We start from the raw sequence: 23,156 nt of genomic DNA, 5'->3' as shown, positions 1-23,156 counted from the left end.
GCGTCTTCCCTACTCTCCATACGTGCTTCGGCGCCCGGTGCGGTTCCGGCGCCTGACGATCGCGTCGGCCACGACCTGCCTGTCATCGAAAGGAAGCACCTGGTCGCCGATGTACTGGCCCTGCTCGTGACCCTTGCCGGCCACGACGACGACGTCGCCGAAACCCGCCCGGCCGATGGCCAGGTCGATGGCCGCGGCACGATCAGGCTCAATGATCACATGTGCGCGTCCGTCCTGGGACACACCGAGAACTCCGTCCATCATCTCCGCGAGGATCCGCAGGGGATCCTCGGAGCGGGGGTTGTCGCTGGTGAGAATAGCCACATCTGCCAGCCTTGCGGCGGCTTCTCCCATCATTGGGCGTTTACCACGGTCACGATCGCCCCCGCAGCCGAGGACCACGATGAGCCTGCCCGTGGTGACCTCGCGCAGCGAGCACAGGACGGACTCGACCGCACCGGGCTTGTGCGAGTAGTCGACGATGGCCTGGAAGTCCTCCCCGCCGGGAACCCGCTCCATCCGGCCCGGAACCCCTGCCAGCGTACCCAGGCCCGCCACCGCGGTTCGCAGCGGCACACCGGCCTCCACCAGCGCGACGACGGCGCCCAGGGCGTTGGCCACGTTGAACGGACCGGGCAGGGCGATCGTCGCGGCCTCCTCGACGCCGCCGGGGCCCACGATCTTGAAGGTGCTGCCCTCGGGCCCCAGCCGCACGTCCACGGCCCGCCAGTCGGCCTCCACGGCGCCCTCGGCGGAGAAGGTGGTCATCGGGATCTTCGCGGTGCCGAGGAGCTCCCGCCCGTGGGCGTCGTCGATGTTGACGACGCCCACCCTGCTCATCTCGGGGGTGAACAGCCGGGCCTTCGTCGCGAAGTAGTCGTCGAGATCCCGGTGGAAGTCGAGGTGGTCCTGCGACAGGTTGGTGAACAGCGCCACGTCGTAGAACACCTCGTCGACCCGGCCCAGCGCCAGCGCGTGGCTGGAGACCTCCATGGCCGCGGCGGTGACGCCCCGCTCACGCATCAGGGCGAACAGGCCCTGCAGGTCGCTGGCCTCCGGCGTGGTGAGCTTCGGCGCGAAACGCAGCTCACCGACGTGGATCTCCACGCCCCCGATCAGCCCCGGCCGGTGTCCCGCGGCCCGCAGTCCGGCCTCCAGCAGGAAGGTGGTGGTGGACTTGCCACTGGTGCCGGTGACGCCGATGACCATCACGTCCGCCGCGGGATTGCCGTACACCCAGGCGGAGACCTGCCCCAGCAGGCGGCGTGGGTTGGGCACGACGAGGACGGGCAGGCCGGTCGCGACCGCGGCCTGCCTGCCCGCCTCATCGGTCAGGATCGCGGCGGCACCCGCGGCGAGGGCCTGCGCGGAGAAGTCGGCCCCGTGGGCGGTGGCTCCCGGCAGCGCGACGTAGAGATCTCCACGACACACCTGGCGCGAGTCGATGGTGATCCCGGACACCGCGGCCAGCGGCGCTCGTGACGTGCCCGAGGGCGCGCCGATGAGGCTCGCCAGCCCGGAGAGCGGACGGGGTGAACTGGTTGAGGGTCGCATGGACGACGGGGGATGCACGGCGAGAGCGTACCTTCACTCGTCACCTCCCTGCGCGTATCCGCACCGGGGAGGGCCGGGTTCCGGTCGGGGGAATCTTTCCGCTCTTCAACGCGAACGTCATCAGCTGCTTGAAGACCGGGGCGGCGATCTCCCCACCGTAGTGGCCCTGCTGGGGGTCCTGGAGCACCGCCAGGACGACCAGGCGGGGCTTGTCCACCGGAGCGAAGCCAACGAACGTCGCGGTGTATCCGCAGTAGCCCTGGCAGCTGGTGTCGTAGCGCATCGCGGTGCCCGTCTTGCCCGCCACCCGGTAGCCGTCGATCGCAGCGAGGTTGCCGGTGCCCTCCTCGCTCACCGCGGCCTCCAGCATGGCGGCGATCTCCCGCGCCGTACGCTCACTGACCACCCGGGTCCGCTTACCCGGCGCGGACGGCGTGAACGCGCCGTTCTCGCCGGTCGTGCCGGCCACGATCTGCGGGGTGACGCGCACCCCGCCGTTGGCGATGGTCTGGTAGACGCTCGCCGTCTGGAGCGCGGTCACCGAGATGCCCTGGCCGTAGGCGATCGTGCAGCGCTGGCTGCCCGACCAGTCCTTCCAGTCGGGCAGCAGCCCCGCCTCCTCCCCCGGCAGCCCGGTGCCGGGCCTCGCGCCGAAACCGAAGCGCTGGAGCATCGAGTGGAGCTTCTCGTCGCCGATCCTCTGGGTGGCCAGGATCGTGCCCACATTGCTGGAGGTCGCCACGACGCCCGAGAAGGTCAGGCGCTCGACGGCGTGTGGGTGGGAGTCCTTCAGCACCCGGTCGGCACACCTGATCTGGTCGGGGACGGTGAACAGGGTGTCCGGCCGCACGGCCCCCGACTCCAGTGCCGCCGCGGCGGTGATGACCTTGTTGGTGCTGCCCGGCTCGAACACGTCCGTGACCGACCGGTTGCCCCGGTCCTCCACCGGGGAGTCCTTCCAGTTCTTCAGGTCGAGCTCCGGCGCGTTCGCCATGGCGATCACCTGACCGGTCTGCACGTCCATCACGATGGCGCTGCCGGTGCGCGACCCGGTGGCCTTGACCTGCTCGCCGATCGCCTTCTGCGCGGCCCACTGGACGTCGCGGTCGATGGTCAGCCGCACGTCCCTGCCCTCGATGGGCGCCCGCAGGGTGCTGCGGGTCATCGGGATGCGCTGCCCCCTGGCGCCCGTCTCGATGATCTGCTCGCCGTCTCGGCCCGCGAGCAGCTTGTCGTAGGTGTTCTCCAGCCCGGCCAGTCCCGTGCCGTCGGTGCCGACGAAACCCAGCAGGCTGCCCGCCAGGTCGCCGCCCGGGTAGTCACGCCGGTAGCGGTGCTTGCTGCCGACGCCTTTGAACTCGTACGCCATGATCCGCTGGGCGAGCGCGGGATCGACGGCGGCGGCGATCTGCTCGTAGTGGCTGGTGCCGTCGGCCAGCTTGGCGGCGATCGGATCCTTGGGCTCGTTCAGCTCCTTGGCCAGGGCCGTGGCCACCCGGTCTCGCTGCGCGGCGACGACCTGCGAGGGGTCGACGAAGATCTCGCGCGCCTCCAGGGTCAGCGCGAGCTCGTGTCCGTTGACGTCGGTGATCGAGCCCCTTCTCGCGGGCAGCTTCTCACCCTGTACGCGCTGCTTGGCCGCCTCGGCGGTGTAGACCTTCGAGTCGAGGCCCTGAAGCTGGATGAGCCGCCCCGCGAAGATGGACAGCACGAAGGTCATCGCCATCAGGCCGATGCCGATACGCCTGCGGGGGTTGCCCAGGCGCAGCACCGCGGACGGGCGCGCCGGAGGCCGCGGCGGCCTGCCGCCGCCGCGTCCCATCGCGCGTGTGTGCTCCTGCTCCTGCGGCCGCTCGGTTCCGCGTCCTGGCGCGGGCCGCGCCCGGCCCTGCGGGCCCGGTGACTCCTGGGGTCGTGCGGACCGCGCTGGTCCGCGCGCGGTCTCGGAACCGGTGGGCCTGCGCGGCGCCGAGGGGCCACCGGGCCTGCCGGAGCCGCTCGTGGTCCGGAGTATCGAGGGGACGTCCGGAGCCCCGGAGGCACCCCTGCCCGGACGTGCGCCCGCCCGGCCGGGCGGGTCGGGGACGGGCGGCCTCGCGCCGGCCCCCTGCCTGCCGGTGGAACCCTGTCTGCCGGTGGAACCCTGCCGACCCGGAGAGCCGGAGCCGCCGGACGTGCCCGCGGCCGGCGGCCTCGCCGGGGGGCCGGACCTGGCGGGCTTGGCGGATCTGTCGGATTTATCAGGTTTGTCGGATCTGCCAGGTCTGCCGGTGCCCTCCGAGGCCGCCGGCCGGCCGGGCGAGCCCGTCCTGCCTGAACCGCCTGAGGTGGACGCCCGGCCGGAGCCGCCCGAAGCGGACGGCCTCGCGGCGGAGCCCGACCTGCCGGTCCGCCCCGTCCCCTGGCCCTTACCCGGGCCTTCGGTGGAGGATCGCCCCCTGGCGGTACCGGACGCCTTCTCCTCTCCCCGTCCCCTGGACGGAGAACCCGCCCTGCCGGAGCCCGTGGTGGACGGTCTGCCCGAAGAGCCCGCGCGACCGGAACCGGACGACCTGCCCGAGGAACCGGGCCTGCCCGGCCCGTCGGCGCCCTGCGCCCGGCCGGCGGAACCCGCACGGCCGGAACCAGAGGAACCAGACGATCTCGACGGACCGGATCTGCCGGACGCCGGGGGCCTGCCCGAAGAGGCGGGCCCGCCGGGGCCGTCGGGGACGCCGGGAGCACCCGAGGGCCCGGCGCCCTCGGAACCCGGCCTGCCGGAGGCGTCCGAGGCTCCGCCGGATCTGCCCGTACGGCCGGGGCCGCCGGGAGACCGGCGGCCGGAGCTTCCCGCCGATCCACCCGAGGAGCCGCCGCGACCCTGTCCGGGCCCCCGTCCGCCGCTCTCTCTCACTGGCCCGTGCCCGGCACTCGCTCCTGCCCTGCGGGCGTCCGACCGTCACTGGCGGCCCTGCTGGCGGGTTTGTCGGGGGTGATGACACGCGCGGTGTCCCAGTCGGGCCCAAGCCCCTGGTACTCGTTGTTCTTCGCGACCGCGGCGGGCATCTCCAGCCCCATGATGGCGCTCTTCTTCCCCTCCTTCGCGATGCGCAGGCCATTGATCTCATTGCGCAGTCCGTTGGCCCTGAAGGAGTCCTGGGCGAGCACGGCGTTCAGCAGCAGCAGACTGACCAGGCCGCCGCAGAGCAGCCCGACCACGAGCAGCACGAAGGGAGCCCTCGGCGCCCGCGCGCGACGGGCCGCGGGGGCCGCCTGAGCCGGGGCGGCCGGACCGGAGACGGGCACGGGCCTGGCCGGGCCGCCGCGGCGCCCCTGCGGCATCGCACGGGGGACGCGTACGGGACGCGCGCCGCGACCGGGCGCGGCACGACCGGGCGCGGCACGTCGGACGTCTGTCTCACTCCTCGTCAACTGCCTCACGGATCCTCTCTGCCGCCCGACACCGGGCAGAGGCCGCCCGCGGGTTGCGGGCCACCTCCTCTTCGCTCGGAAGCTCGGCTCCCCTCGTCAGGAGCGCGAACCGCGGCTGGTGAGCCGGCAGCGGGACAGGGAGGCCAACAGGGCCGGTGTCCCTGGTCCGCGCGGTGATGACCTGCTTTGTCAGCCGGTCCTCGAGGGAGTGGTACGCGAGCACGACGACGCGCCCGCCCAGCGTCAATGCGTCGAGCGCGGCTGGGAGCGCGCGTTCCAGCGCCGTCAACTCCGCGTTCACCTCGATCCGCAACGCCTGAAAAGTCCTTTTAGCGGGGTTGCCCCCGGTCCTGCGGGTAGCGGCGGGGATCGCCGTCCGGACGATCTCCGCAAGCCGCTTGGTAGACGTTATGGCCTCCCTGGCCCTTTCCTTGAGGATTAGGTGCGCGACACGCGGGGCGAATCGTTCTTCTCCGTAATCCCGCAGGATCCGGATCAGTTCGGCGGCCGGGTAGGTGTTGACCACGATCTCGGCCGTGAGCTCCTCGTCACGGTCCATCCGCATGTCCAGCGGCGCGTCGTAGGAGTAGGCGAAACCGCGCTCGGCCTCGTCCAGCTGCGGGGAGGAGACCCCCAGGTCGAACAGGGCGGCGTCGACCCGGGGATGGCCGGCGTCGGCCAGCACCTCGGAGAGCTCGTCGGAGACCGCGCGTACCAGCGTGATCCGGTCCGAGTACGGCGCGAGCCTGGCCGTGGAGCGCTCGATGGCGGTGGGGTCGCGGTCGATCCCGATCAGATGGAGCGAGGGGTGCGCGGCGAGCAGCGCCTCGGCATGGCCGCCGAGCCCGAGGTTGGCGTCGACGAGCACGGGGGCGGGGCGGGCCAGCGCCGGAGCGAGCAACTCCAGCACCCGGTCGAGCATGACGGGGACGTGTCCCCCCGGCGCCTGGAGATCATGGCTGTGGTTTTCGGCGCGCATGAAGCGCAACCCTCCTTATTTCCCGCCCCGTCCCACGGACGCGCGGCGGACGCTCACCGGTGTCTTGAAACTGGCCCCCACCCCCGGGGCCGTCCGGCCAGGTCCCCATCCGCACCCGCGTATCCGTCCGTCACCTGACACCGGGGAAGGTGCATCAGCTGACGGGCAGGTGGTTGCGGGTGGAGACCTCGCCGAACGACGTTTTACCGATGAGTCGACCGTGGAGTCACAAAATCCCTGGCAGCACCTCCTCCGACAGATCGGCGAAAGCCTGCTCTTGGTCGGCCAGATAGGCGCTCCAGGCGTGTTCGTCCCAGATCTCCAGCCGGGTGTTGGCTCCGATGACCGCGCAGTCACGGCGCAGGCCGGCGTATTCGCGCAGAGCCTGCGGAACGGTGATCCGCCCCTGTTTGTCGGCGACCTCGTCGGATGCGCCGGCGAAAAGGACACGGCTGTAGTCACGGACCGCCTTGGCGGTCACCGGCGCGTTGCGCAGAGCCTCGGTTATGCGCTGGAACTCCTCTACGGGAAAGACGTAGAGGCAACGCTCCTGGCCTTTGGTGATCACCAGACCCTCCGCCAGCTCCTCACGGTACTTCGCCGGCAGGAACAGCCGTCCCTTCTCATCGAGACGCAGGTGGTGAGTGCCGAGGAACATCGGCTCCACCTCCCGTGCCCAGCGGAGAACCAGGCGTCGCGGCCTTGCCCTCCACTGCGCACCACCATACTCCACTTCTCTCCACCGTCAACTGATTCCGCGCCTCTTCACGGCAGGTTTCGCCGACATTTCCCCAGTTCAAATGGGGTGGTGCGGAGTGGAGGGGGTAAGCGGCCCGGCATACGTCACGGGCGTGTCGGGAAGATTGCCGAATAGTCCAAAGATCATGAAATGGACTGTAAGGCGGTGAAGAATGGTGGAAGGTGAAACAGCACCGCGCCCGTCACAGGATCGACACGTCACTCGCACAGAAACGCGACGATCATGGCACACACTGTGGCTGATCACCCGAAATCATCCTTGATGACCACATAAGGTCGCCGCCGGAACGCGTGGCGCCGTAGGGTCGTAAACAGAATGAGTAACGGGATCGCAAAGATTCCGCAACGGCAACCCCCGGCGCACAACCGCCGCATCCTCATGGAGGCCTGGTGGCAGTAACTCATGACGTCTCACCTCAGCTCGATGATCTTGTTGTCACCGCGCACCGGATCCGCCAGTCGATCGAATCGGTGATCGAAGGCAAAAGTGACGTCATCCGCCTGACCTTGACCGTACTACTCGCCGAGGGCCATCTGCTCATCGAGGATGTGCCCGGAGTCGGCAAGACCATGCTCGCCAAGGCCTTGGCGCGCTCCATCGACTGCCCGGTGCGCCGCGTGCAGTTCACCCCCGACCTGTTGCCGAGCGACATCACCGGGGTGAGCGCCTACAACCAGCAGACCAGGGAGTTCGAGTTCAAGCCGGGCCCGGTCTTCGCCAACATCGTGGTGGGTGACGAGATCAACCGGGCCTCGCCGAAGACCCAGTCGGCGCTGCTGGAGTGCATGGAGGAGCACCAGGTCACGGTCGACGGCGCGACCTACCGGCTGGACTCCCCCTTCATGGTGATCGCGACACAGAACCCGATCGAGATGGAGGGCACCTACCCCCTGCCCGAGGCTCAGCGCGACCGGTTCACCGCCAGGATCGCGATGGGCTACCCCGCGCCCTCCGCGGAGCTGGAGATGCTCGACGTGCACGGCGCCGCCTCCCCGCTGGACAAGCTGGAGCCGGTGGCCACCACCGAAGAGGTGCAGGCGCTGATCTCGGCGGTGCGCGGGGTCTACGTCTCCCAGCCGATCAAGAAGTACGCGATCGACCTGGTGACCGCGACCCGCCAGTCCCCCGACCTGAGGCTGGGCGCCTCTCCCCGCTCGACCCTGCAACTGGTCAGGGCCGCGCGGGCGCACGCGGCGCTCGCCGGCCGCGACTACGTCATCCCCGACGACCTGCAGGAGCTGTGCGTCCCCGTACTGGCGCACCGGCTGCTGCCCAGCATCGAGGCTCAGGGGCAGCGCCGCCCGCCCGAGCAGGTGATCGCCGACCTGGTCCGCCGGGTTCCCGTTCCCGAGGCCCAGGCCCGGTGACCTCCGGCCTCAAGGCGCTCACCGCCCGCGGCCGGTCCTTCATCGCGTCCGGCGTCGCGGCGCTGCTGTGCGCCTTCCTCCTCGGCGAGCACGACCTGCTCAGGATCGGCGTGCTGATCGTCTCGCTGCCGCTGCTGGCGGCCATGGTGGTCGCCCGTACCCGCTACCGGCTGAGCTGCGCGCGGCGTCTGGATCCGCCCAGGACCGAGATGGGCAGCGAGGCCACCGTGACGCTGCGGCTGGAGAACGTCACCCGGCTGCCGACCGGTCTGCTGATGGTCGAGGACACCGTTCCCTACGCCCTCGGCGCCCGGCCCAGGTTCGTGCTGGACCGGGTGGAGCCGCAGGGCATCCGGGAGATCGACTACCGGGTCCGCTCCGACCTGCGCGGCCGCTTCACCATCGGCCCGCTCTCCATCCGGATCAGCGACCCCTTCGGCCTGGTCGAGCTGACCAGGTCGTTCACCATCAGCGACACGCTGATGGTGACGCCCCAGGTGGTGGCGCTGCCCCACGTCCGGCTGGCCGGCGAGTGGACCGGCGGCGGTGACAGCCGTACCAGAAGCGTCGCGGCGGCGGGGGACGACGACGTCGCCCCGCGAGAGTACCGGCAGGGCGACGACCTGCGGCGGGTGCACTGGCGCTCGACCGCCAGGCACGGCGAGCTGATGGTCCGGCGCGAGGAGCAGCAGTGGCAGAGCAGAGGTGCGCTGCTGCTGGACACGCGGCGGTACGCCCACCGGGGTGAGGGCCCGCGTTCGTCGTTCGAGACCGCGGTCTCGGCCGCCGCCTCCATCGGCGTGCACCTGGCCCATGAGGGTCTCGGCCTGCGCCTGGTCACCGACCAGGGGGCCGAGCACCTCACCGACAGCGGGCTGAGCCTGTCGCTGCTGGACACCCTGGCCGTGGTGAAGACCAGCCCGGCGCGGTCGCTGGAGTACGGCGTCGGCGCGCTGCGCCAGGGCGGCGGCGACGGGCTGATCGTGGCCGTGCTCGGCAGGATGGACCTCGACCAGGCCCGGGAACTGGCCAGGGTCAGGCACGGCAACATGACCGGCGTGGCCGTGATGCTGGACGTGGCCGGATGGGAGCAGCCCGAACTCGGCGAGGACGAGAACTTCCAGGCGGCGCGGGCGGTGTTGGCGGGGACGGGCTGGCGCGTCGTGCGGCTGGCCGCCGGCGTCTCCGTCGCGAGCGTGTGGCAGGACGCCGCGCAGCGCGGGCGATCCTTGGCGAGCAGGGGCAACACATGAGACTTCCCATCGCGTCGGGCGTGGCCACGGGAGCGGTCGCGATCGCGCTCTATCCCCTCTTCCAGGGCGGCGCCTGGTTCTGGAGCAGCCTCGGCGCGATCCTGGTCGTGACCGGGATCGGCGTGCTGGCCGGCCACTACAGGCTGCCCGGCTGGCCGGTGCCGCCCGCCCAGGTGCTCGCGCTCTGGATCTACCTGACCTCGGTGTTCGCCGGCGACGAGGCGTGGGCGGGGGCGGTGCCCACGAAGGAGTCGGTCCTGGCACTGGCCGAGCTGCTGGCGACGGGCTTCGCCGACATCCAGCGGTTCGCCGCCCCCGTGCCGGACAACGATGGAATCGTCCTGCTCACCTGCGGCGGCGTCGGCCTGATCGCGATCACCGTCGACCTGCTGGCCGCGCGGCTGCGCAGGGCGGCCCTCACCGGGCTGCCGCTGCTGGCGCTGTTCACCGTCCCGGCGGCGGTGGTCGCCGAGCCGATCAGCTGGCCGGCGTTCATCATCGGCGCCCTGGGCTATCTCGGCGTGCTCGTCGCCGACGGGCGGGAGCGGGTCAGCCACTGGGGCCGGGCGGTGCTGGTGCGCCGGACGTCCTCCTTCACCGTCACGCGGCCCTCCTCCGATGCGGGGACGCTACGGCTGTCCGGCAGGCGCATCGGCTTCACCGCGATCGTGCTGGCCGTCCTGCTGCCCCTGCTGCTCCCTCCGCTGGAGCCCAACCCGCTGTTCTCGTTCGGTGTGGGCAACGGCAAGGGCGGCGGCAACTCGATCAGCATCCCGAACCCCATCGTCAACCTGCGCGGCCAGCTGTCGCTGCCGGAGAACTCCACGGTGCTGACCTACACGGTCAGCGACGGCACGCCGCGCTACCTGCGGATGTACTCCCTCGACGTCTTCGACGGCGAGCAGTGGACGATGTCGGAGCCCAGGGGCCGCCCCGAGGACCGGACCTCCGACTCACCGATGCCACCGCCCCCCGGCCAGGGCGCGGACCTGCCCGTCACGCCGGCGACCCTCGGCATCACGGTGAGCGAGCAGGTCAGGAGGCTGAGCTTCCTGCCGTTGCCCTACCCCGCGTCCAGGGTCGCGGTGGAGGGCGACTGGCGGCCCGACCGCGACACGCTCATGGTCTTCTCCACCAGGAACACCGCCGGGGGCCTGACCTACCAGGTGGTCACCGCCGAGCCCGAGCCCACGGCGGAGAGGCTCAAGGCGGCGGATCCGGCGGATCCGGCGATCAGGGAACGGTACCTGGCGTTGCCCGAGAGCCTGCCCGAGGAGATCAGGGAACTGGCCACCCGGGTGACCAAGCGTGACTCCAGCCAGTACGAGCAGGCGATCCAGCTGCAGGAGTTCTTCACGGAGAAGGGCGGATTCACCTACAGCCTGGCCACCCAGGGACACGACGGCCCGGCGCTGACCGACTTCCTGATCCGCAACCGGACCGGTTACTGCGAGCAGTTCGCCGCCTCCATGGCGGTGCTGGCGCGCGTCCTGGGCATCCCCTCCCGGGTCGCCATCGGCTACACCGGCGGCAGCAGCATGTCCGGGCAGTGGCAGGTACGCACCCATGACTCGCACGCCTGGCCCGAGCTGTACTTCGAGGGAACCGGGTGGCTCCGTTTCGAACCCACGCCGACGGGCGGGGCGGGCCAGGGCAGCGCGACGGTCCCCTCCTACACCCGGCCCGAGGTGGCGTCGGCCACCCCCGACGAGCCGATCACGGCCCCGTCGGCGGACCCCGGCGACTCCGATCCCACCGGCGGGGCGGCGGCCGGCCGCCGTGACCGGACGCTCGACCTCGACTCCGGCGGCCTGCCGATCGCACTGGACGAGGGCATGCCACCGGCCGCGCGAATCGGCATCGGAGTCGTGATCGCGCTGCTGGTCGCGCTGATCCCGGCAATGATCCGCTGGCAGCTACGGGCCCGCCGCGGCAGGTACCACACCCGGCGGGTCAAGGATCCCGACGGGGAGGATCCGGCCGGCGCCACGGCGCTCAGGGGCATCCGGCGGGAGTCGGCGGTGAGGGCGTCCTGGGCCGAACTCGACGACGCTCTGTGCGACTACGGGATGTCGCGGCAGGCGAGTGAGAGCCCGCGCGCGCTGGCCAGGCGGCTGACCGAGCAGTACGGGTTCGAGCCGGAGGCCGCCGCCGCGCTGGAAAGGATCACCTCGGCGGTGGAGCGGATGCTCTACGCCAGGACCCCGGGTGAGACCGGCACGCTCCGTGCGGACCTGCGAAGTGTGCGGCGGGCGCTGGCCGCCACCGTGACCCGTGGCAGGCGGATCAGGGCCGTGCTGCTGCCGCCCTCCACGCTCCTGCGGATGCGAGGGCTCGGCGGGCGGGTGCTGGACGGCTTCGACCGGCTGGAGAACATCCGGCTCCGCAGGCCGACCGGGAGGGGCGCCTGAGCAAGGCGGATTCACCGGATGGCAGGGGCCGCTTCCAATCGGGAGCGGCCCTTGTCGTCAGGGGGCCGGGGAGGAGATCCGCCGCCGCGAACGGCGGCGAGCCCGGCGGCTAGTGCTCGTCGTTACGACGGCGCCAGCGCTCCTCCATGCGTTCCATGAAGCTCTGGCGGGAGCCTCCGCGGCGTCCCCCCTTGCCCCGCGGCTGATCGGACGGTACGGCCGCGCCGGCCTCACCGAACCCGTTCATCCGCTTCCAGCTGGACAGACCCCACAGACACGCGGCGAGCATGACCACGAAACCGCCGACGCCGAGCGGGATGTTGATGATCACAACGCCGACCATCAGCAGGACGACACCCAGGATGAAGCCGATGGAGGCCTTCACCAGGCGGCGCCTGTAGTGGCTGCGGGGATCACTGATCCTGACGGTGTTGGCCCACTTCGGGTCCTCGGCGTAGAGTGCCTGCTCGATCTGGTCGAGCAAGCGCTGCTCGTGCTCAGAGAGCGGCACGGCGCCTCCCAAGGACAGCCCCAGGACGGGGAAGACGGTGACGGACGACACGGGGTGTCCGAACCTCGCGGTCGGTTATCCCCAGAATACGAGGCTGTAGACGTAGACGAAAGAAAACGTCCAACGTAGTCCAAACCGGAGGCCGCGTCATGGGTCTATTCCATCAAACGGCGGGCGAACAAGGGAGGCCGGGAGCACCGCATTGTGACCGAATCTGCGGGCGGCCCTGTCCATCGCCTGCTCGGCCTCCCGCCAGCCCGTCTCACGCTCTCCGAGGCCGAGCTGCCTGCTCGCCCCGTCGGCCGGGCTGAGGTTCTCCACCCGTACTCCGACCAACCTCAGCTGGACGTTCTCCAGGCCGGAGGCGGTGTAGAGGGCGCAGGCGACGTCGTACAGGATCTTGGCCACGTCCGTGGGCTCGTGCAGACTCCGGGAGCGGGACAGGGTGGTGAAGTCGGCACGGCGGAGCTTGACGCTGACCGTGCGGCCGACGCTGCCCCCCTGCCTGAGCCTGGCCGCGACCCGCTCGGAGAGCCGGAGAAGCTCCCTGCGGATCTCCACGGGGTCCGCGACGTCTGTGGCGAATGTCTCTTCCGCGCCGATGCTCTTGTCCGGGACGTGCGGGGTCACCGGGCGCTCGTCGCGCCCCCAGGCGAGCGCCGCGAGGTGCTCGCCCGCCGCCTGGCCCAGCTCGCGCCGGAGCGTGTCCACCGGGACCCTGGCGAGGTCGCCGACCGTCTTGATGCCGAGCCGGGCCAGCGACCGCTCGGTGCGCTCCCCGACACCCCACAGCGCCGCCACCGGGAGCGGGTGCAGGAAGTCGACCACCCGGTCGGCGGGCACCACGAACAGCCCGTCCGGCTTGCAGTGGCGCGAGGCGAGCTTTGCCACGAACTTGCTGTTGGCGACTCCCACCGAGCAGGTGACGCCCTGCTCGCGCACGACCTGCTCACGGATCATCCGGGCGATCTCCGCCGGGGGGCCGAGGCGCTTGCGTGCCCCGCCGACGTCCAGGAACGCCTCATCGGAGGCTATCGGCTCGACCTCGGGGGTGAAGGTTCGGAAGATCTCCATGACACGCCGGGAGACCTCCGCGTACTTGCCGCGGCTCGGCGGGATGATCACCGCGTGAGGGCAGAGCCGTCGGGCCCGGGTCATGGGCATGGCCGAGTGCACCCCGAACCTCCGGGCCTCGTAGGTGGCGCTGAGCACCACCCCGCGCGCGCCGGGCGCGCCGATGATGACAGGGGCTCCGCTGAGCTCGGGGCGCTCACGCAACTCGACACCGGCGTAGAAGGCGTCCATGTCGACATGGAGGATCGGGCAGCCGGTGTCGTCCGTTCCCAGATCCGATTCCGGGCGCGGCATCTGCTGCTTTCTCGACACGACGCCATCCTACGGGAACACGCGTTCGATGTGGTGCTCACCGGTGGCCAAGCACGTGCAGTTGGGTCGCGATGTCGCGGAGCACCGGGTGCACCGCCGCCGCCTGCTCCAGGTCGACCAGGGCGCGTGCGGCTCCGGGCTCGCCGTCGAGCAGCCTGCTGGGCACCAGGTCGGCGAAGATCCGCACACCGTGCACCTCGCCGGGCGCGAAGCCGGTCACGGTGAGCAGCCGCTCCAGTGCCTCCCGGGTGAAGCGCCTGGGGGTGGGGTCGCGGTCACCCCAGCGGCCCTCGGGGTCGTCCAGGGCCCGGCGGGCCTCGTCGAAGCGTCCGGAGGAGGCCCGGTGCAGCGCGGCGGCGAGCGGGTTCGCGGCGAGCACACTGATCACGCCGCCCTCGCGCAGCAGGCCGGCCATGGCCGTCACCGCGCCGATCGGATCCTCCACGTACTCCAGCACGCTGTGGCAGAGCACCAGGTCGGCGCCACCGCTCGGGAGCAGCTCCCCCAGGTCCGCGGCGTCACCCTGCAGGGCGCGCACCTCCACCCCCGCCTCCGCCGCACGGCGCTCCAGCGCGGCGAGCGAGTCGGGGCTGGGGTCGACGACCGTCACGGCGTGGCCCAGGTCGGCCAGGGGAACGGCGAAACCACCCGTGCCGCCCCCGGCGTCGACGATGTCGAGCCGACCACGGCCCGTCGCGGCCACCCGCTCGGCCAGCACGGCGCTCAGGACGTCCCATACGACCGCGGTGCGGACCGCCGGGGTGCCTGCGTGCCGTGAGATGCCTACGGCGTGCAACTTCAGATCGCCTCCTCATACGTGACGAGCCCAGCCTACGCCGCGCGTCCCCCGGCGCGGCCCAAGGACTATCCATACTCGTAATTGATCGAGTCTTTTTCCCGGGGTGGACGGACCCGGCCGTCCGGCCCCGAGGAGGGCGGTCGGATCCGCGGGGACCGGCCCGTGCGGGTGCGGGGTGTGCGGGTGGATGAGGAGCCGTGCGGGTGCGCGCCGAGGCGGGGAGACGGGGACCGGCTCCCCGCGGGGCGCGGTCAGAGCGTCAGCGACGGCTTGAGCTGCTTGAACCTGGCCATCAGGCCGTTGACGAACTGCGGCGACTCGTCGGTCGACAGCTCGGAGGCCAGGCTGACCCACTCACTGATGACGACGCCCTCGGGGACGTCGGGCATCCACAGCAGCTCGTAGGTGCCGCCGCGCAGCAGGTTGCGGTCGACCGCGGGCATGCGGTCGAGCGTCCAGCCGTCGGCGTAGGCGGTGATCAGCTCGTCGATGCGTGCCCGGTGCCTGCACACGCCTTCGACGATCGTCGTGGTGTACTCGTTCACGGGCGGCTCGGCCCGCTCCAGGCGCTCGGCGAGAACGCTGAGCGGGTCCTCGCTCCGTGCCTCCGCCTCGAAGAGGATGTCCAGCGCGCGCCTGCGCGCCTTACCCCGTGCCGACATCAGGCGCGGCCGAGATAATCGCCGGTGCGGGTGTCGACCTTGACCTTCTCGCCGGTGGTGATGAACAGCGGCACCTTGATCTCGGCGCCGGTCTCCAGCTTGGCGGGCTTGGTGCCGCCGGTGGAGCGGTCGCCCTGGAGGCCGGGCTCGGTCTCGGCGACGATCAGTTCGACGGCCGCGGGCAGGTCGACGTAGAGGACGTTGCCCTCGTTGATCGCCACGGTGGCCAGCATGTTCTCCAGCAGGTAGTTGGCGGAGTCGCCGACCGCGACCCTGGAGACATGGAGCATGTCGTAGGTCTCGGTGTCCATGAAGACGTAGTCGTCGCCGTCCATGTACGAGAACTGCATCTCGCGCTTGTCGACGTTGGCCACCTCGACCTTGACGCCCGCGTTGAAGGTCTTGTCGACGACCTTGCCCGATAGCACGTTCTTGAGCTTGGTGCGGACGAACGCGCCGCCCTTGCCGGGCTTGACGTGCTGGAACTCCACGACAGCCCAGAGCTCACCGCCGTCGAGCTTGAGCACCAGGCCGTTCTTGAGGTCGTTCGTCGTCGCCACTAGTTCTCTCCTGCGTACGGCCGCTCTTAGAGGACGAGCAGCTCTTTGGTCGTCCGGGTGAGAAGTTCCGGCCCGCCGTCACGCGCCACGAGCGTGTCCTCGATGCGGACACCGCCCTTGCCGGGAAGATATACCCCAGGTTCAACCGTGACCGGAACTCGATCCTCTATTCTAGCGTGCTCGTGGTCAGGCTCTGGCTTTCGCGGAGACAGGAACGGCTTCTCGTGGATCTCCAGCCCGACCCCGTGGCCGAGACCGTGCTTGAAGAACTCCCCGTATCCCGCCTCGGCGATCAGGTCGCGGGCCGCGGCGTCCACCTCGTGGAGCGCCGCACCGGTCCGCACGGCCCGGCGGCCGGCCCGCTGGGAGGCGCGGACCAGGTCGTACAGCTCGCGCTGCCAGTCGGCGGGCTCGCCGATCGCCACGGTTCTGGTCATGTCGGCGTGGTAGCCCCGGTACAGCGCCCCGAAGTCCATGGTGACCAGGTCTCCGTGCTCCAGCGGCCGGTCCGAGGGCGAATGGTGCGGGATCGCGCCGTTGGGCCCGCTCGCGACGATCGTGTCGAAGGCGAGCCCGTCCGCGCCCAGCTCGACCATCCGGCGCTCCAACGCCCTGGCGACCTCCTTCTCGGTCAGCCCCGGGCGCAGTTCGGGCAGGACCTCGGCGAAGGCCCGGTCGGTGAGCTCGCACGCGGTGCGGATGAGATCGATCTCGGTGTCGTCCTTGACCATGCGCACCGCCTCCACCAGCCCGGAGAGGCGCAGGTGACCGCCGCCCAGCCTGAAGTAGGTGGCGACCGACATGTGGTCGGCCTCGACCCCGGTCCGGCCGCTCTCCGGCAGCAGCGCCCCGGCGACGTCGGACTCCTCGACCACCTCGATGTCGGCGCACAGCCGCCGGGCGGCCCCGATGTAGCGGGAGTCGGTGGCCAGTGTGGCGCCGCCGTCGGCCCGGATCAGGACCGCCGCGTTGGAGCTGGCCAGGCCGGTCAGGTAGCGCACGTTCACGCCGCCGGTGACCAGGATCGCATCCGCCTCGTGAGCGGGGAGCAGGGCCGCGAGGTTCTCGCGGCGCTGTACGTGGATGACGGTCATGGCACGCATGCTATTGGCCGATTTGACCAATGTCGTCACCTTGACCCGATCTCGTCGGCCCCCTCACGGAACCTGGACCCGCCGATCACACGCCCGCCGGGTCCCGGTCCCCGCGAGAAGGTCAGGAGGCGAGTTCCCTGACCTTCTCGATGAGCCGGAGGCGCTCCGCGTGGGTGCGTCCCAGCGGGGCGACGTTGATGGTCGTGACACCCGACTCGCGCATCGCCTGCAGCCGCTCCCTGACATGCCCCTCCGGGCCGATCAGCGACATCTTCTCCAGCATCTCCTGCGGAACGAGCGCGGCGGCCTCGTCCTTCTTCCCCTCCAGGTAGAGGTTCTGGATCTGCTCGGCCTCCTTCTCGTAGCCGTACCTGCGGGCGAGGTCGTTGTAGAAGTTCCTGCCCTTGGCCCCCATCCCGCCGATGTAGAGGGCGGCCATCGGGCGGCCCAGCTCCAGCCAGCCCGAGACGTCGTCGCCGATGGCCAGCGACGCCTGGGCGATCACGTCCAGCTCTCCCAGCGCCGGGTCCCGCCTGGCCCGGCCCGCCGCCAGGGAGGCGCCCCACACCTCGGCGGCCTTCTCCGGCATGTAGAAGATCGGCTCCCAGCCCTCGGCCAGCTCGGCGGCCAGCTCGACGTTCTTGGGACCGATGGCGGCGATCACGACGGGGATGCGGTCGCGGAGCGGGTGGTTGATGAGCTTCAACGGCTTGCCGAGACCGGTCCCCCGGTCCGCGGGGAGCGGGACGGTGTAGTGCCTGCCCTCGTAGTTCAGGCGCTCACGCCGCCACACCTGGCGGCAGATCTCGATGACCTCGCGGGTGCGTCCGAGCGGGGCGTGGTACGGGACGCCGTGGAAGCCCTCGATGACCTGCGGCCCCGAGGCCCCCAGGCCGAGGGTGAAGCGGCCGTCGGAGACGTAGTCCAGGCCCGCCGCGGTCATGGCCAGCAGTGCGGGGGTGCGGGAGTAGATCGGCAGGATGCCGGAGGCGATCTGCAGCCTCTCGGTCTTGGCCGCGATGTAGCCCATCTGGCTGACCGCGTCGAAACTGTATGCCTCGGCGACGAAGACGATGTCGAGACCGGCCTTCTCGTAGTCGGCCAGTTCGGCCACCGTCTCCTTGAAGCCCCCCGAGTAGCTCAGGGCCATACCGATACGCATCGTGAGATCGTCCTTCCGCAGCGCCGACGAAACCGAATGTTGTTCCGTTGCCTTGGCTACAAAGGCTATCGACTCACCGCCGAAGCACCAAGCCCCGCACCGCCGGGCCGGTAGCCTACGCATTCCGGGTAGAGGATCTTCGGCGGCGGCAAGGAGGGGTGTGCTGAGGCGGTCGATCATCGTGGTGGCGGGAGTCCTGGCCCTGATTCTCGGAGGGCACCGGTTCCTGCCGGAACTGGGCGGTTTCACTCCCGTGCTGGAGAGCCTCCTTCCCTGGCTCGGCGTCGCGATACCCGTCCTGCTGATCTGCGCGCTGGCCACCCGCTCATGGCAGGTGATCCTCGCGGCGCTGCTCCCGGCGACCGTCTGGGGCCTCATGTTCGGCCCGACGCTGCTGCGCAGCCCGCCAGGCGGTCCCAGCGACCTGTCGGTCGCCACACTCAACGTGGGCGCGGCGAACGCCGACTCGGCCGAGGCCGTACGGTCGGTCTCCAAGGGCCGTGACCTGGTCGCGGTGCAGGAGCTGACTCCAGGAGGCCCGGCGGCGGAGGTCCTCAGCGAACGCTTTCCCCACCACTACCGGATCGCCACGGTCGGCCTGTGGAGCCGGTTCCCGATCGTCGAGGCCCGCAAGGCCGACATCGGCCTCGACTGGGCGCGGGCGCTGCGAGCGGTGGTCGCCACCCCCAAGGGGAGGCTGACCGTGTACGTCATGCACCTCGCCTCCGCCCGGCCGGGCCAGACCGCCCAGCGTGACGAGACCCTCGCCTACGCCCGCAGGATGATCGACAAGGACGACAGCGCGCGCCTGCTGCTGCTCGGCGACCTCAACACCGCCACCACCGACCGCAAGCGCTCCGGCCTGGTGCCGCCGCTGTCGGACGCCCAGCAGGAGGCCGGTACGGGATTCGGCTTCACCTGGCCCGCGGCCTTCCCCGTCACCCGCCCCGACCACATCCTCTACCGCGGCCTGACCGCCACCGGGGCGGGCGTCGAGCGGGCGGCGGGCAGCGACCACCGCGCCGCCTTCGCCTCGCTGCGCCTGACCTCCCGGAAACCGGACTGACCTGACCGGCCGGCCGGGTCTGAGGGGCCGGAAGGCCCGGAGGCCGGGCGACGAGGCCGGCACGGCCCTCGGTCCCGGCGTCCGCCCGGATGGGACCCGGGAATCGGACAACGGCCCCGGGCCGCCAGGCCGGAACGTGCCGGTGAAGCCGCCCGGCTCAGCCGGGCCGGGCGGCTCGGGCGGCTCGGGCTGCTCGGGCGGCCAGGCCGGAACGGGCCCGCAGCTCCGACAGGTCCGCCGGAGTGTCGATGTCGGCCGGGTCCGCCACATCGTCGCAGGGGACCGCGACGACCAGTTCGGGACGGGCCTTCAGGAACGGGCGTGCTCCGGCGTCGCCGGTCGCGAGCCGGGCGACCTCCGCGAAGTGCTCCCTGGCGATCAGCACCGGGTTCCGCCGCGCCCCGCCGTAGGTGGCGACGGCGACCGAGGCACCCCGCTCCGCGGCCCGGATGAGCCGCTCCACCGCCGCCGGGCCGACGAACGGCTGGTCCACCAGGCTGATCACCACGTGCTCGGCGGTGGCGGGGATCGCCCCCAGACCGGCCCTGAGCGAGGATCCCATCCCCGAGGCCCAGTCCGGGTTGTGGACGGTCACCGCCCCCGGCACCTGGGCGGCGGCCGCCCCGAGCACCACGACCACGGACCGGCAGCCACCGTCCTGGAGCACTCTGACCCCCCGGTCCACCAGCCGTTCCCCGTCGAACTCCACCAGCGCCTTCGGCGTGCCCAGCCGCGAGCCGGCCCCGGCGGCCAGCAGCAGTCCCGCGCTCGTCGTCCCCGCGGGTTCCGCCCCGGCGGTCTCCCCCGGTACCTCTCCGGCCGCGCTCACACGCCGGACCCGTCGCGGTGAACCGGGCCGTCGTCATGAACCGGGTCGTCATGAACCGGGCCGTCCCCGTGGATCCGGCCGGAGCCGTCGGTCAGCGGCCTGCCCGAGCCGCCCCAGCGCAGCTGGATCAGCTCGGCGGCGATGGAGACCGCGGTCTCCTCGGGGGTACGCGCGCCCAGGTCCAGGCCGATCGGCGAGCGGAGCCGCTTCAGCTCGGCCTCCCCCAGCCCCGCCTGCGCGAGCCTGGCCAGCCGGTCCTCGTGCGTACGGCGCGATCCCATGGCGCCGACGTAGCCCGCCGGAGTGCGCAGGGCCACCTCCAGCAGGGGGACGTCGAACTTGGGATCGTGGGTGAGCACGCAGATCGCGGTCCGCTCGTCCACGGTGACCGAGGTGAGGTAGTCGTGCGGCCACTTGACGATCACCTCGTCGGCCTCGGGGAAGCGCTTGGCCGTGGTGAAGACCGGCCGGGCGTCGCACACGACCACGTGATAACCGAGGAACTTGCCGATCCTGGCGACCGCGGCGGCGAAGTCGATCGCGCCGAAGACCAGCATCCGGGGCGGCGGCGCGAAGGACTGCACGAAGACCGACAACTCGTCGAGCCGCCGCTCCCCCCGGCCCCCGTACCTGCGGACGCCCGTCAGTCCCTGCGCCAGCATGCCCCGTACGTCGTCGTCCACCGCCTCGTTCAGCCGGTCCACCCCCAGAGAGCCCGAGGAGCGGTCCGGCCAGATCACCCGGCGGCTGCCCACCGTGCCCGGCCCGGACAGGATCGTCGCCACCGCCACCGGCTCGTGCCCGAGCACCGAGGCGGCGACCGACCCCAGCTCGGGGAAGGTCTCCGCGGAGACCGGCTCGACGAACACGTCCAGGATGCCGCCGCAGGTCAGGCCGACGGAGAAGGCGTCGTCGTCGCTCACGCCGTACCGCTGCAGGACGGGCCTGCCCGAGGAGACCACCTCCTGGGCCAGCTCGTAGACGGCTCCCTCGACGCAGCCGCCCGAGACGCTGCCCTCCGCCTCGCCGCCGAGCACAGCCATGGACGCCCCCGGCGGCCGGGGGGCGCTGCGGAAGGTGTCGACCACGGTGGCCAGGCCGAACGTCTCCCCCGCCTCCCACCAGCGCAGGACCTGCGACAGAACATCACGCACGCGTGCCTCCCAGCAGCATTGCCAGCTCTTCGAAGGCGGCCAGGCTGTGCCCGGCCACGAAGTCGTCGATGTGCGGAAGGGCGGCCCGCATGCCGGCGGTGAGCGGCTGGTAGCCCTCCTGCCCCTTGTGCGGGTTCACCCAGATCACCCGGTGGGCCGTCCGCGACAGCCTGGCCATCTCCGCCCCCAGCAGCGAGGCGTCGCCGCGTTCCCACCCGTCGGACGCGATCACCACCGTCGCGCCGGCCGCGTCGTTCCGGGCCAGCAGCCGCCGGAGCTCCTCTCCCAGCCGGGTGCCGCCGCTCCAGTCCGGAATGGCGCGGGAGACGGCGTTCATCGCGGCGGCCGGGTCGCGGTGGCTCAGCTCCGCGGTGAGCCGCGTCAGCCGGGTGCCCGCGCTGAACACCTCGGTGGCCCCGGGCTCCGACCTGACCAGCGCGTGGGCCAGGCGGAGCAGCGTGTCCGCGTACGGGGTCATGGAGCCGCTGACGTCGACCAGCAGCACGACCCTGCGGGGCCTGGTCCGGTGCGCGCGGTAGCGGAGACCGGCGATCTCCCCGCCCCTGCGCAGGGTCTCGCGGATCGTCGCCCTGCCGTCCAGCCGCCCCCGGCGCGAGGGCCTGAAACGTCGCGACCGGCGCCGTTCCCTGCCCGCCCGCAGCAGGGCGAGCAGCCGGTGCACCTCGGCCAGCTCCGGTCCCGTCATCCTGGCCACGTCACGGGTGCGCAGCACCTCCGTCGCGCTCGCGGTCGCCGCGAGCGCGGGGGAGTCACCGCTCTCCTCCCGGTCGGGCCCCCGCTGCGGCAGCACCGCGGTGTGCCGGGTGACGGTGATCGCCGCCGGTCTCGCGCGGCCCGCGCGCCGCCCCTCGAAGTAGGCCGCGAAGACCCGGTCGTAGCGGGGCAGGTCGTCGGCCGAGGCGCACAGCGTGAGCCTGCCCGCCCAGTAGACGTCGGTGGGCTCCGCGGCGTCCAGGTGGGTCAGGGCGCGGAGCAGGCCCTGGGTCCGCTCGTGATCGGCGGGCACCCCCGCGGCACGCAGGGTCCTGGCGAAACCGGTCATGACCGCGACCAGGTCCGCACCGCTCCCGACGGCAAGGACGGCGCCGTCACCCGCGGCGGGCGGGCCGCCGATGCCCCGACCCGCCGGGGCACCGGGCGCACCGGCGGGGAGGCCGCGGCCGTCAGCGCCGGGCCGCACCGAGGAATCCGTTCCCGAGCACGGTCTCGTGGTCCTCCCTGTGCTTGAGCAGGGCCCCCAGGGTGGCGGCCGCCACGTCGGGGTCGAGCTCGCGGGATCCCAGAGCCAGGAGCGCCTCGGTCCAGTCGAGGGTCTCGGCGATCCCCGGCGGCTTGATCAGGTCGGCGGCGCGGAGCCGGCCCGTCGCGTGAGCGACCTGCTCGGCCAGGATCGCGGAACAGTCGGGGAGCCGCCTGCGCAGGATCGCCACCTCCCGCTCGAAGGAGGGGTGCTCCAGCCAGTGGTAGAGACAGCGCCGTTTCAGGGCGTCGTGTACCTCACGGGTGCGGTTGGAGGTCAGCACGACCACCGGCGGCCGCGCGGCGCGGACCGTGCCGAGCTCGGGAATGGAGATCGCGAAGTCCGAGAGCACCTCCAGCAGGATCGCCTCGAACTCCACGTCGGCGCGGTCGACCTCGTCGATGAGCAGCACCGAGGGCTGGGTCTCGATCGCCTTCAGCAGCGGCCTGGCGATCAGGAACCTCCGGTCGTAGACCTCCCCCTCCAGCCGGGCGGCGTCGGCGATCCCACCCGCCTCCGCCGCCTTCAGGTGCAGGAGCTGGCGGGCGAAGTCCCAGTCGTAGAGCGCCTGGGAGGCGTCCAGCCCCTCGTAGCACTGCAGGCGGATCAGCGGCGCCCCGAGCAGCGCGGCCAGGGTCCTGGCCAGCTCGGTCTTGCCGACGCCGGCCTCGCCTTCGAGCAGTAGCGGGCGGCCCATCCTCAGCGCCAGGAAGGCCGCCGTGGCGAGCCCCTTGTCGGCCAGGTAGGACCGCTCGTCGAGCAGCTCCGCCAGCTGCTCGGGGGACTCCACGTCAGATGCCTCGATTGTCCGCCTCACCACCACCTCAGGTTACGCCCGGAGGCCGGGTTCCCGCGTGGTCACGCCGTACCCGCGGCGCCGGGAGTCCCTCGCCTTACAGGACGGCGCCGGGTACCGAGGACGGACAGGCGTACCGCC

At 71.6% G+C, this 23,156-nt stretch carries 20 protein-coding genes; 4 read left to right on the top strand and 16 right to left on the bottom strand.

The window, feature by feature from the left end; genetic code table 11:
- Nucleotides 1-9: 9 nt before the first annotated feature.
- The 5 genes from AB0J58_RS31310 to mraZ all read right to left on the bottom strand — a co-directional run bounded on the left by AB0J58_RS31310 (nucleotide 10) and on the right by mraZ (nucleotide 6,602).
- Nucleotides 10-1,554: a UDP-N-acetylmuramoyl-L-alanyl-D-glutamate--2,6-diaminopimelate ligase gene (locus AB0J58_RS31310; protein WP_343982938.1), complete on the bottom strand. Its 1,545-nt coding sequence runs from the start codon at nucleotides 1,552-1,554 to the stop codon at nucleotides 10-12.
- A 40-nt stretch (nucleotides 1,555-1,594) separates the two neighbouring features.
- Nucleotides 1,595-3,376 (bottom strand): penicillin-binding protein 2, encoded by a 1,782-nt coding sequence (locus AB0J58_RS31305; RefSeq protein ID WP_364222504.1) that lies wholly within the window; start codon nucleotides 3,374-3,376, stop codon nucleotides 1,595-1,597.
- 1,067 nt (nucleotides 3,377-4,443) lie between these two features.
- On the bottom strand, nucleotides 4,444-4,875 hold the full coding sequence (locus AB0J58_RS31300) for a hypothetical protein (RefSeq protein ID WP_364222501.1): 432 nt from the start codon (nucleotides 4,873-4,875) through the stop codon (nucleotides 4,444-4,446).
- A gap of 76 nt (nucleotides 4,876-4,951) precedes the next feature.
- Nucleotides 4,952-5,944, bottom strand: coding sequence for a 16S rRNA (cytosine(1402)-N(4))-methyltransferase RsmH (rsmH, locus tag AB0J58_RS31295; protein ID WP_343979468.1), 993 nt, complete (start codon nucleotides 5,942-5,944; stop codon nucleotides 4,952-4,954).
- A gap of 226 nt (nucleotides 5,945-6,170) precedes the next feature.
- A complete protein-coding gene (gene mraZ / locus AB0J58_RS31290) occupies nucleotides 6,171-6,602 on the bottom strand; it encodes a division/cell wall cluster transcriptional repressor MraZ (RefSeq protein WP_364222534.1) in 432 nt (143 codons plus the stop codon).
- Between the two features lie 491 nt (nucleotides 6,603-7,093).
- Here mraZ and AB0J58_RS31285 point away from each other — a divergent pair, with 491 nt between their 5' ends.
- The 3 genes from AB0J58_RS31285 to AB0J58_RS31275 are packed head-to-tail and all read left to right on the top strand — an operon-like array spanning nucleotide 7,094 to nucleotide 11,735.
- On the top strand, nucleotides 7,094-8,071 hold the full coding sequence (locus AB0J58_RS31285) for a MoxR family ATPase (RefSeq protein WP_364222498.1): 978 nt from the start codon (nucleotides 7,094-7,096) through the stop codon (nucleotides 8,069-8,071).
- On the top strand, nucleotides 8,068-9,324 hold the full coding sequence (locus tag AB0J58_RS31280; RefSeq protein WP_364222495.1) for a DUF58 domain-containing protein: 1,257 nt from the start codon (nucleotides 8,068-8,070) through the stop codon (nucleotides 9,322-9,324). The genes AB0J58_RS31285 and AB0J58_RS31280 overlap by 4 nt, the downstream gene beginning before the upstream one ends.
- On the top strand, nucleotides 9,321-11,735 hold the full coding sequence (locus AB0J58_RS31275) for a DUF3488 and transglutaminase-like domain-containing protein (protein ID WP_364222492.1): 2,415 nt from the start codon (nucleotides 9,321-9,323) through the stop codon (nucleotides 11,733-11,735). Before AB0J58_RS31280 ends, AB0J58_RS31275 begins: the two co-directional genes overlap by 4 nt.
- 109 nt (nucleotides 11,736-11,844) lie before the next feature.
- Here the strand turns inward: AB0J58_RS31275 and AB0J58_RS31270 are convergent, their stop codons facing one another.
- The 7 genes from AB0J58_RS31270 to AB0J58_RS31240 form a co-directional block, all read right to left on the bottom strand.
- The gene (locus AB0J58_RS31270) at nucleotides 11,845-12,246 is read right to left on the bottom strand and encodes a DUF3040 domain-containing protein (RefSeq protein ID WP_343979778.1); all 402 of its coding nucleotides are present in this window, start codon (nucleotides 12,244-12,246) and stop codon (nucleotides 11,845-11,847) included.
- 147 nt (nucleotides 12,247-12,393) lie between these two features.
- Nucleotides 12,394-13,614, bottom strand: coding sequence for a DNA polymerase IV (gene dinB / locus AB0J58_RS31265; RefSeq protein ID WP_343979781.1), 1,221 nt, complete (start codon nucleotides 13,612-13,614; stop codon nucleotides 12,394-12,396).
- A gap of 55 nt (nucleotides 13,615-13,669) precedes the next feature.
- A complete protein-coding gene (locus tag AB0J58_RS31260; protein ID WP_364222489.1) occupies nucleotides 13,670-14,428 on the bottom strand; it encodes a methyltransferase domain-containing protein in 759 nt (252 codons plus the stop codon).
- A gap of 254 nt (nucleotides 14,429-14,682) precedes the next feature.
- Entirely contained in the window at nucleotides 14,683-15,093 is a 411-nt protein-coding gene (gene nusB, locus AB0J58_RS31255; RefSeq protein ID WP_343979487.1) for a transcription antitermination factor NusB, read from the bottom strand.
- The gene (efp, locus tag AB0J58_RS31250; RefSeq protein ID WP_343979490.1) at nucleotides 15,093-15,653 is read right to left on the bottom strand and encodes an elongation factor P; all 561 of its coding nucleotides are present in this window, start codon (nucleotides 15,651-15,653) and stop codon (nucleotides 15,093-15,095) included. Before efp ends, nusB begins: the two co-directional genes overlap by 1 nt.
- 26 nt (nucleotides 15,654-15,679) lie before the next feature.
- Nucleotides 15,680-16,747 carry an aminopeptidase P family protein gene (locus tag AB0J58_RS31245; RefSeq protein WP_364222486.1) on the bottom strand — a complete coding sequence of 356 codons (1,068 nt, stop codon included), beginning with the start codon at nucleotides 16,745-16,747 and terminating at the stop codon, nucleotides 15,680-15,682.
- A 121-nt stretch (nucleotides 16,748-16,868) separates the two neighbouring features.
- Nucleotides 16,869-17,909 carry an LLM class F420-dependent oxidoreductase gene (locus AB0J58_RS31240; RefSeq protein WP_343979496.1) on the bottom strand — a complete coding sequence of 347 codons (1,041 nt, stop codon included), beginning with the start codon at nucleotides 17,907-17,909 and terminating at the stop codon, nucleotides 16,869-16,871.
- A gap of 160 nt (nucleotides 17,910-18,069) precedes the next feature.
- On the opposite strand from AB0J58_RS31240, the gene AB0J58_RS31235 reads away from it, so the two are divergent.
- Entirely contained in the window at nucleotides 18,070-18,975 is a 906-nt protein-coding gene (locus AB0J58_RS31235; protein ID WP_364222483.1) for an endonuclease/exonuclease/phosphatase family protein, read from the top strand.
- 157 nt (nucleotides 18,976-19,132) lie between these two features.
- Here AB0J58_RS31235 and AB0J58_RS31230 read toward each other — a convergent pair whose 3' ends face one another.
- From AB0J58_RS31230 to AB0J58_RS31215, 4 genes are all read right to left on the bottom strand, one after another.
- Complete coding sequence (locus AB0J58_RS31230) at nucleotides 19,133-19,735, bottom strand: nucleotidyltransferase family protein (RefSeq protein ID WP_364222531.1); 603 nt, start codon at nucleotides 19,733-19,735, stop codon at nucleotides 19,133-19,135.
- 65 nt (nucleotides 19,736-19,800) lie between these two features.
- Complete coding sequence (locus tag AB0J58_RS31225; protein WP_364222481.1) at nucleotides 19,801-20,958, bottom strand: XdhC family protein; 1,158 nt, start codon at nucleotides 20,956-20,958, stop codon at nucleotides 19,801-19,803.
- A complete protein-coding gene (locus AB0J58_RS31220; protein WP_364222478.1) occupies nucleotides 20,951-22,159 on the bottom strand; it encodes a VWA domain-containing protein in 1,209 nt (402 codons plus the stop codon). The genes AB0J58_RS31225 and AB0J58_RS31220 overlap by 8 nt, the downstream gene beginning before the upstream one ends.
- Nucleotides 22,143-23,039 (bottom strand): MoxR family ATPase, encoded by an 897-nt coding sequence (locus AB0J58_RS31215; protein WP_364222475.1) that lies wholly within the window; start codon nucleotides 23,037-23,039, stop codon nucleotides 22,143-22,145. The genes AB0J58_RS31220 and AB0J58_RS31215 overlap by 17 nt, the downstream gene beginning before the upstream one ends.
- Nucleotides 23,040-23,156: the final 117 nt, after the last annotated feature.

The sequence above is a fragment of the Streptosporangium sp. NPDC049644 genome (genome assembly GCF_040675205.1).
Taxonomy (GTDB): domain Bacteria; phylum Actinomycetota; class Actinomycetes; order Streptosporangiales; family Streptosporangiaceae; genus Streptosporangium; species Streptosporangium fukuiense.
This window is presented reverse-complemented; position numbering and strand designations above follow the sequence as displayed.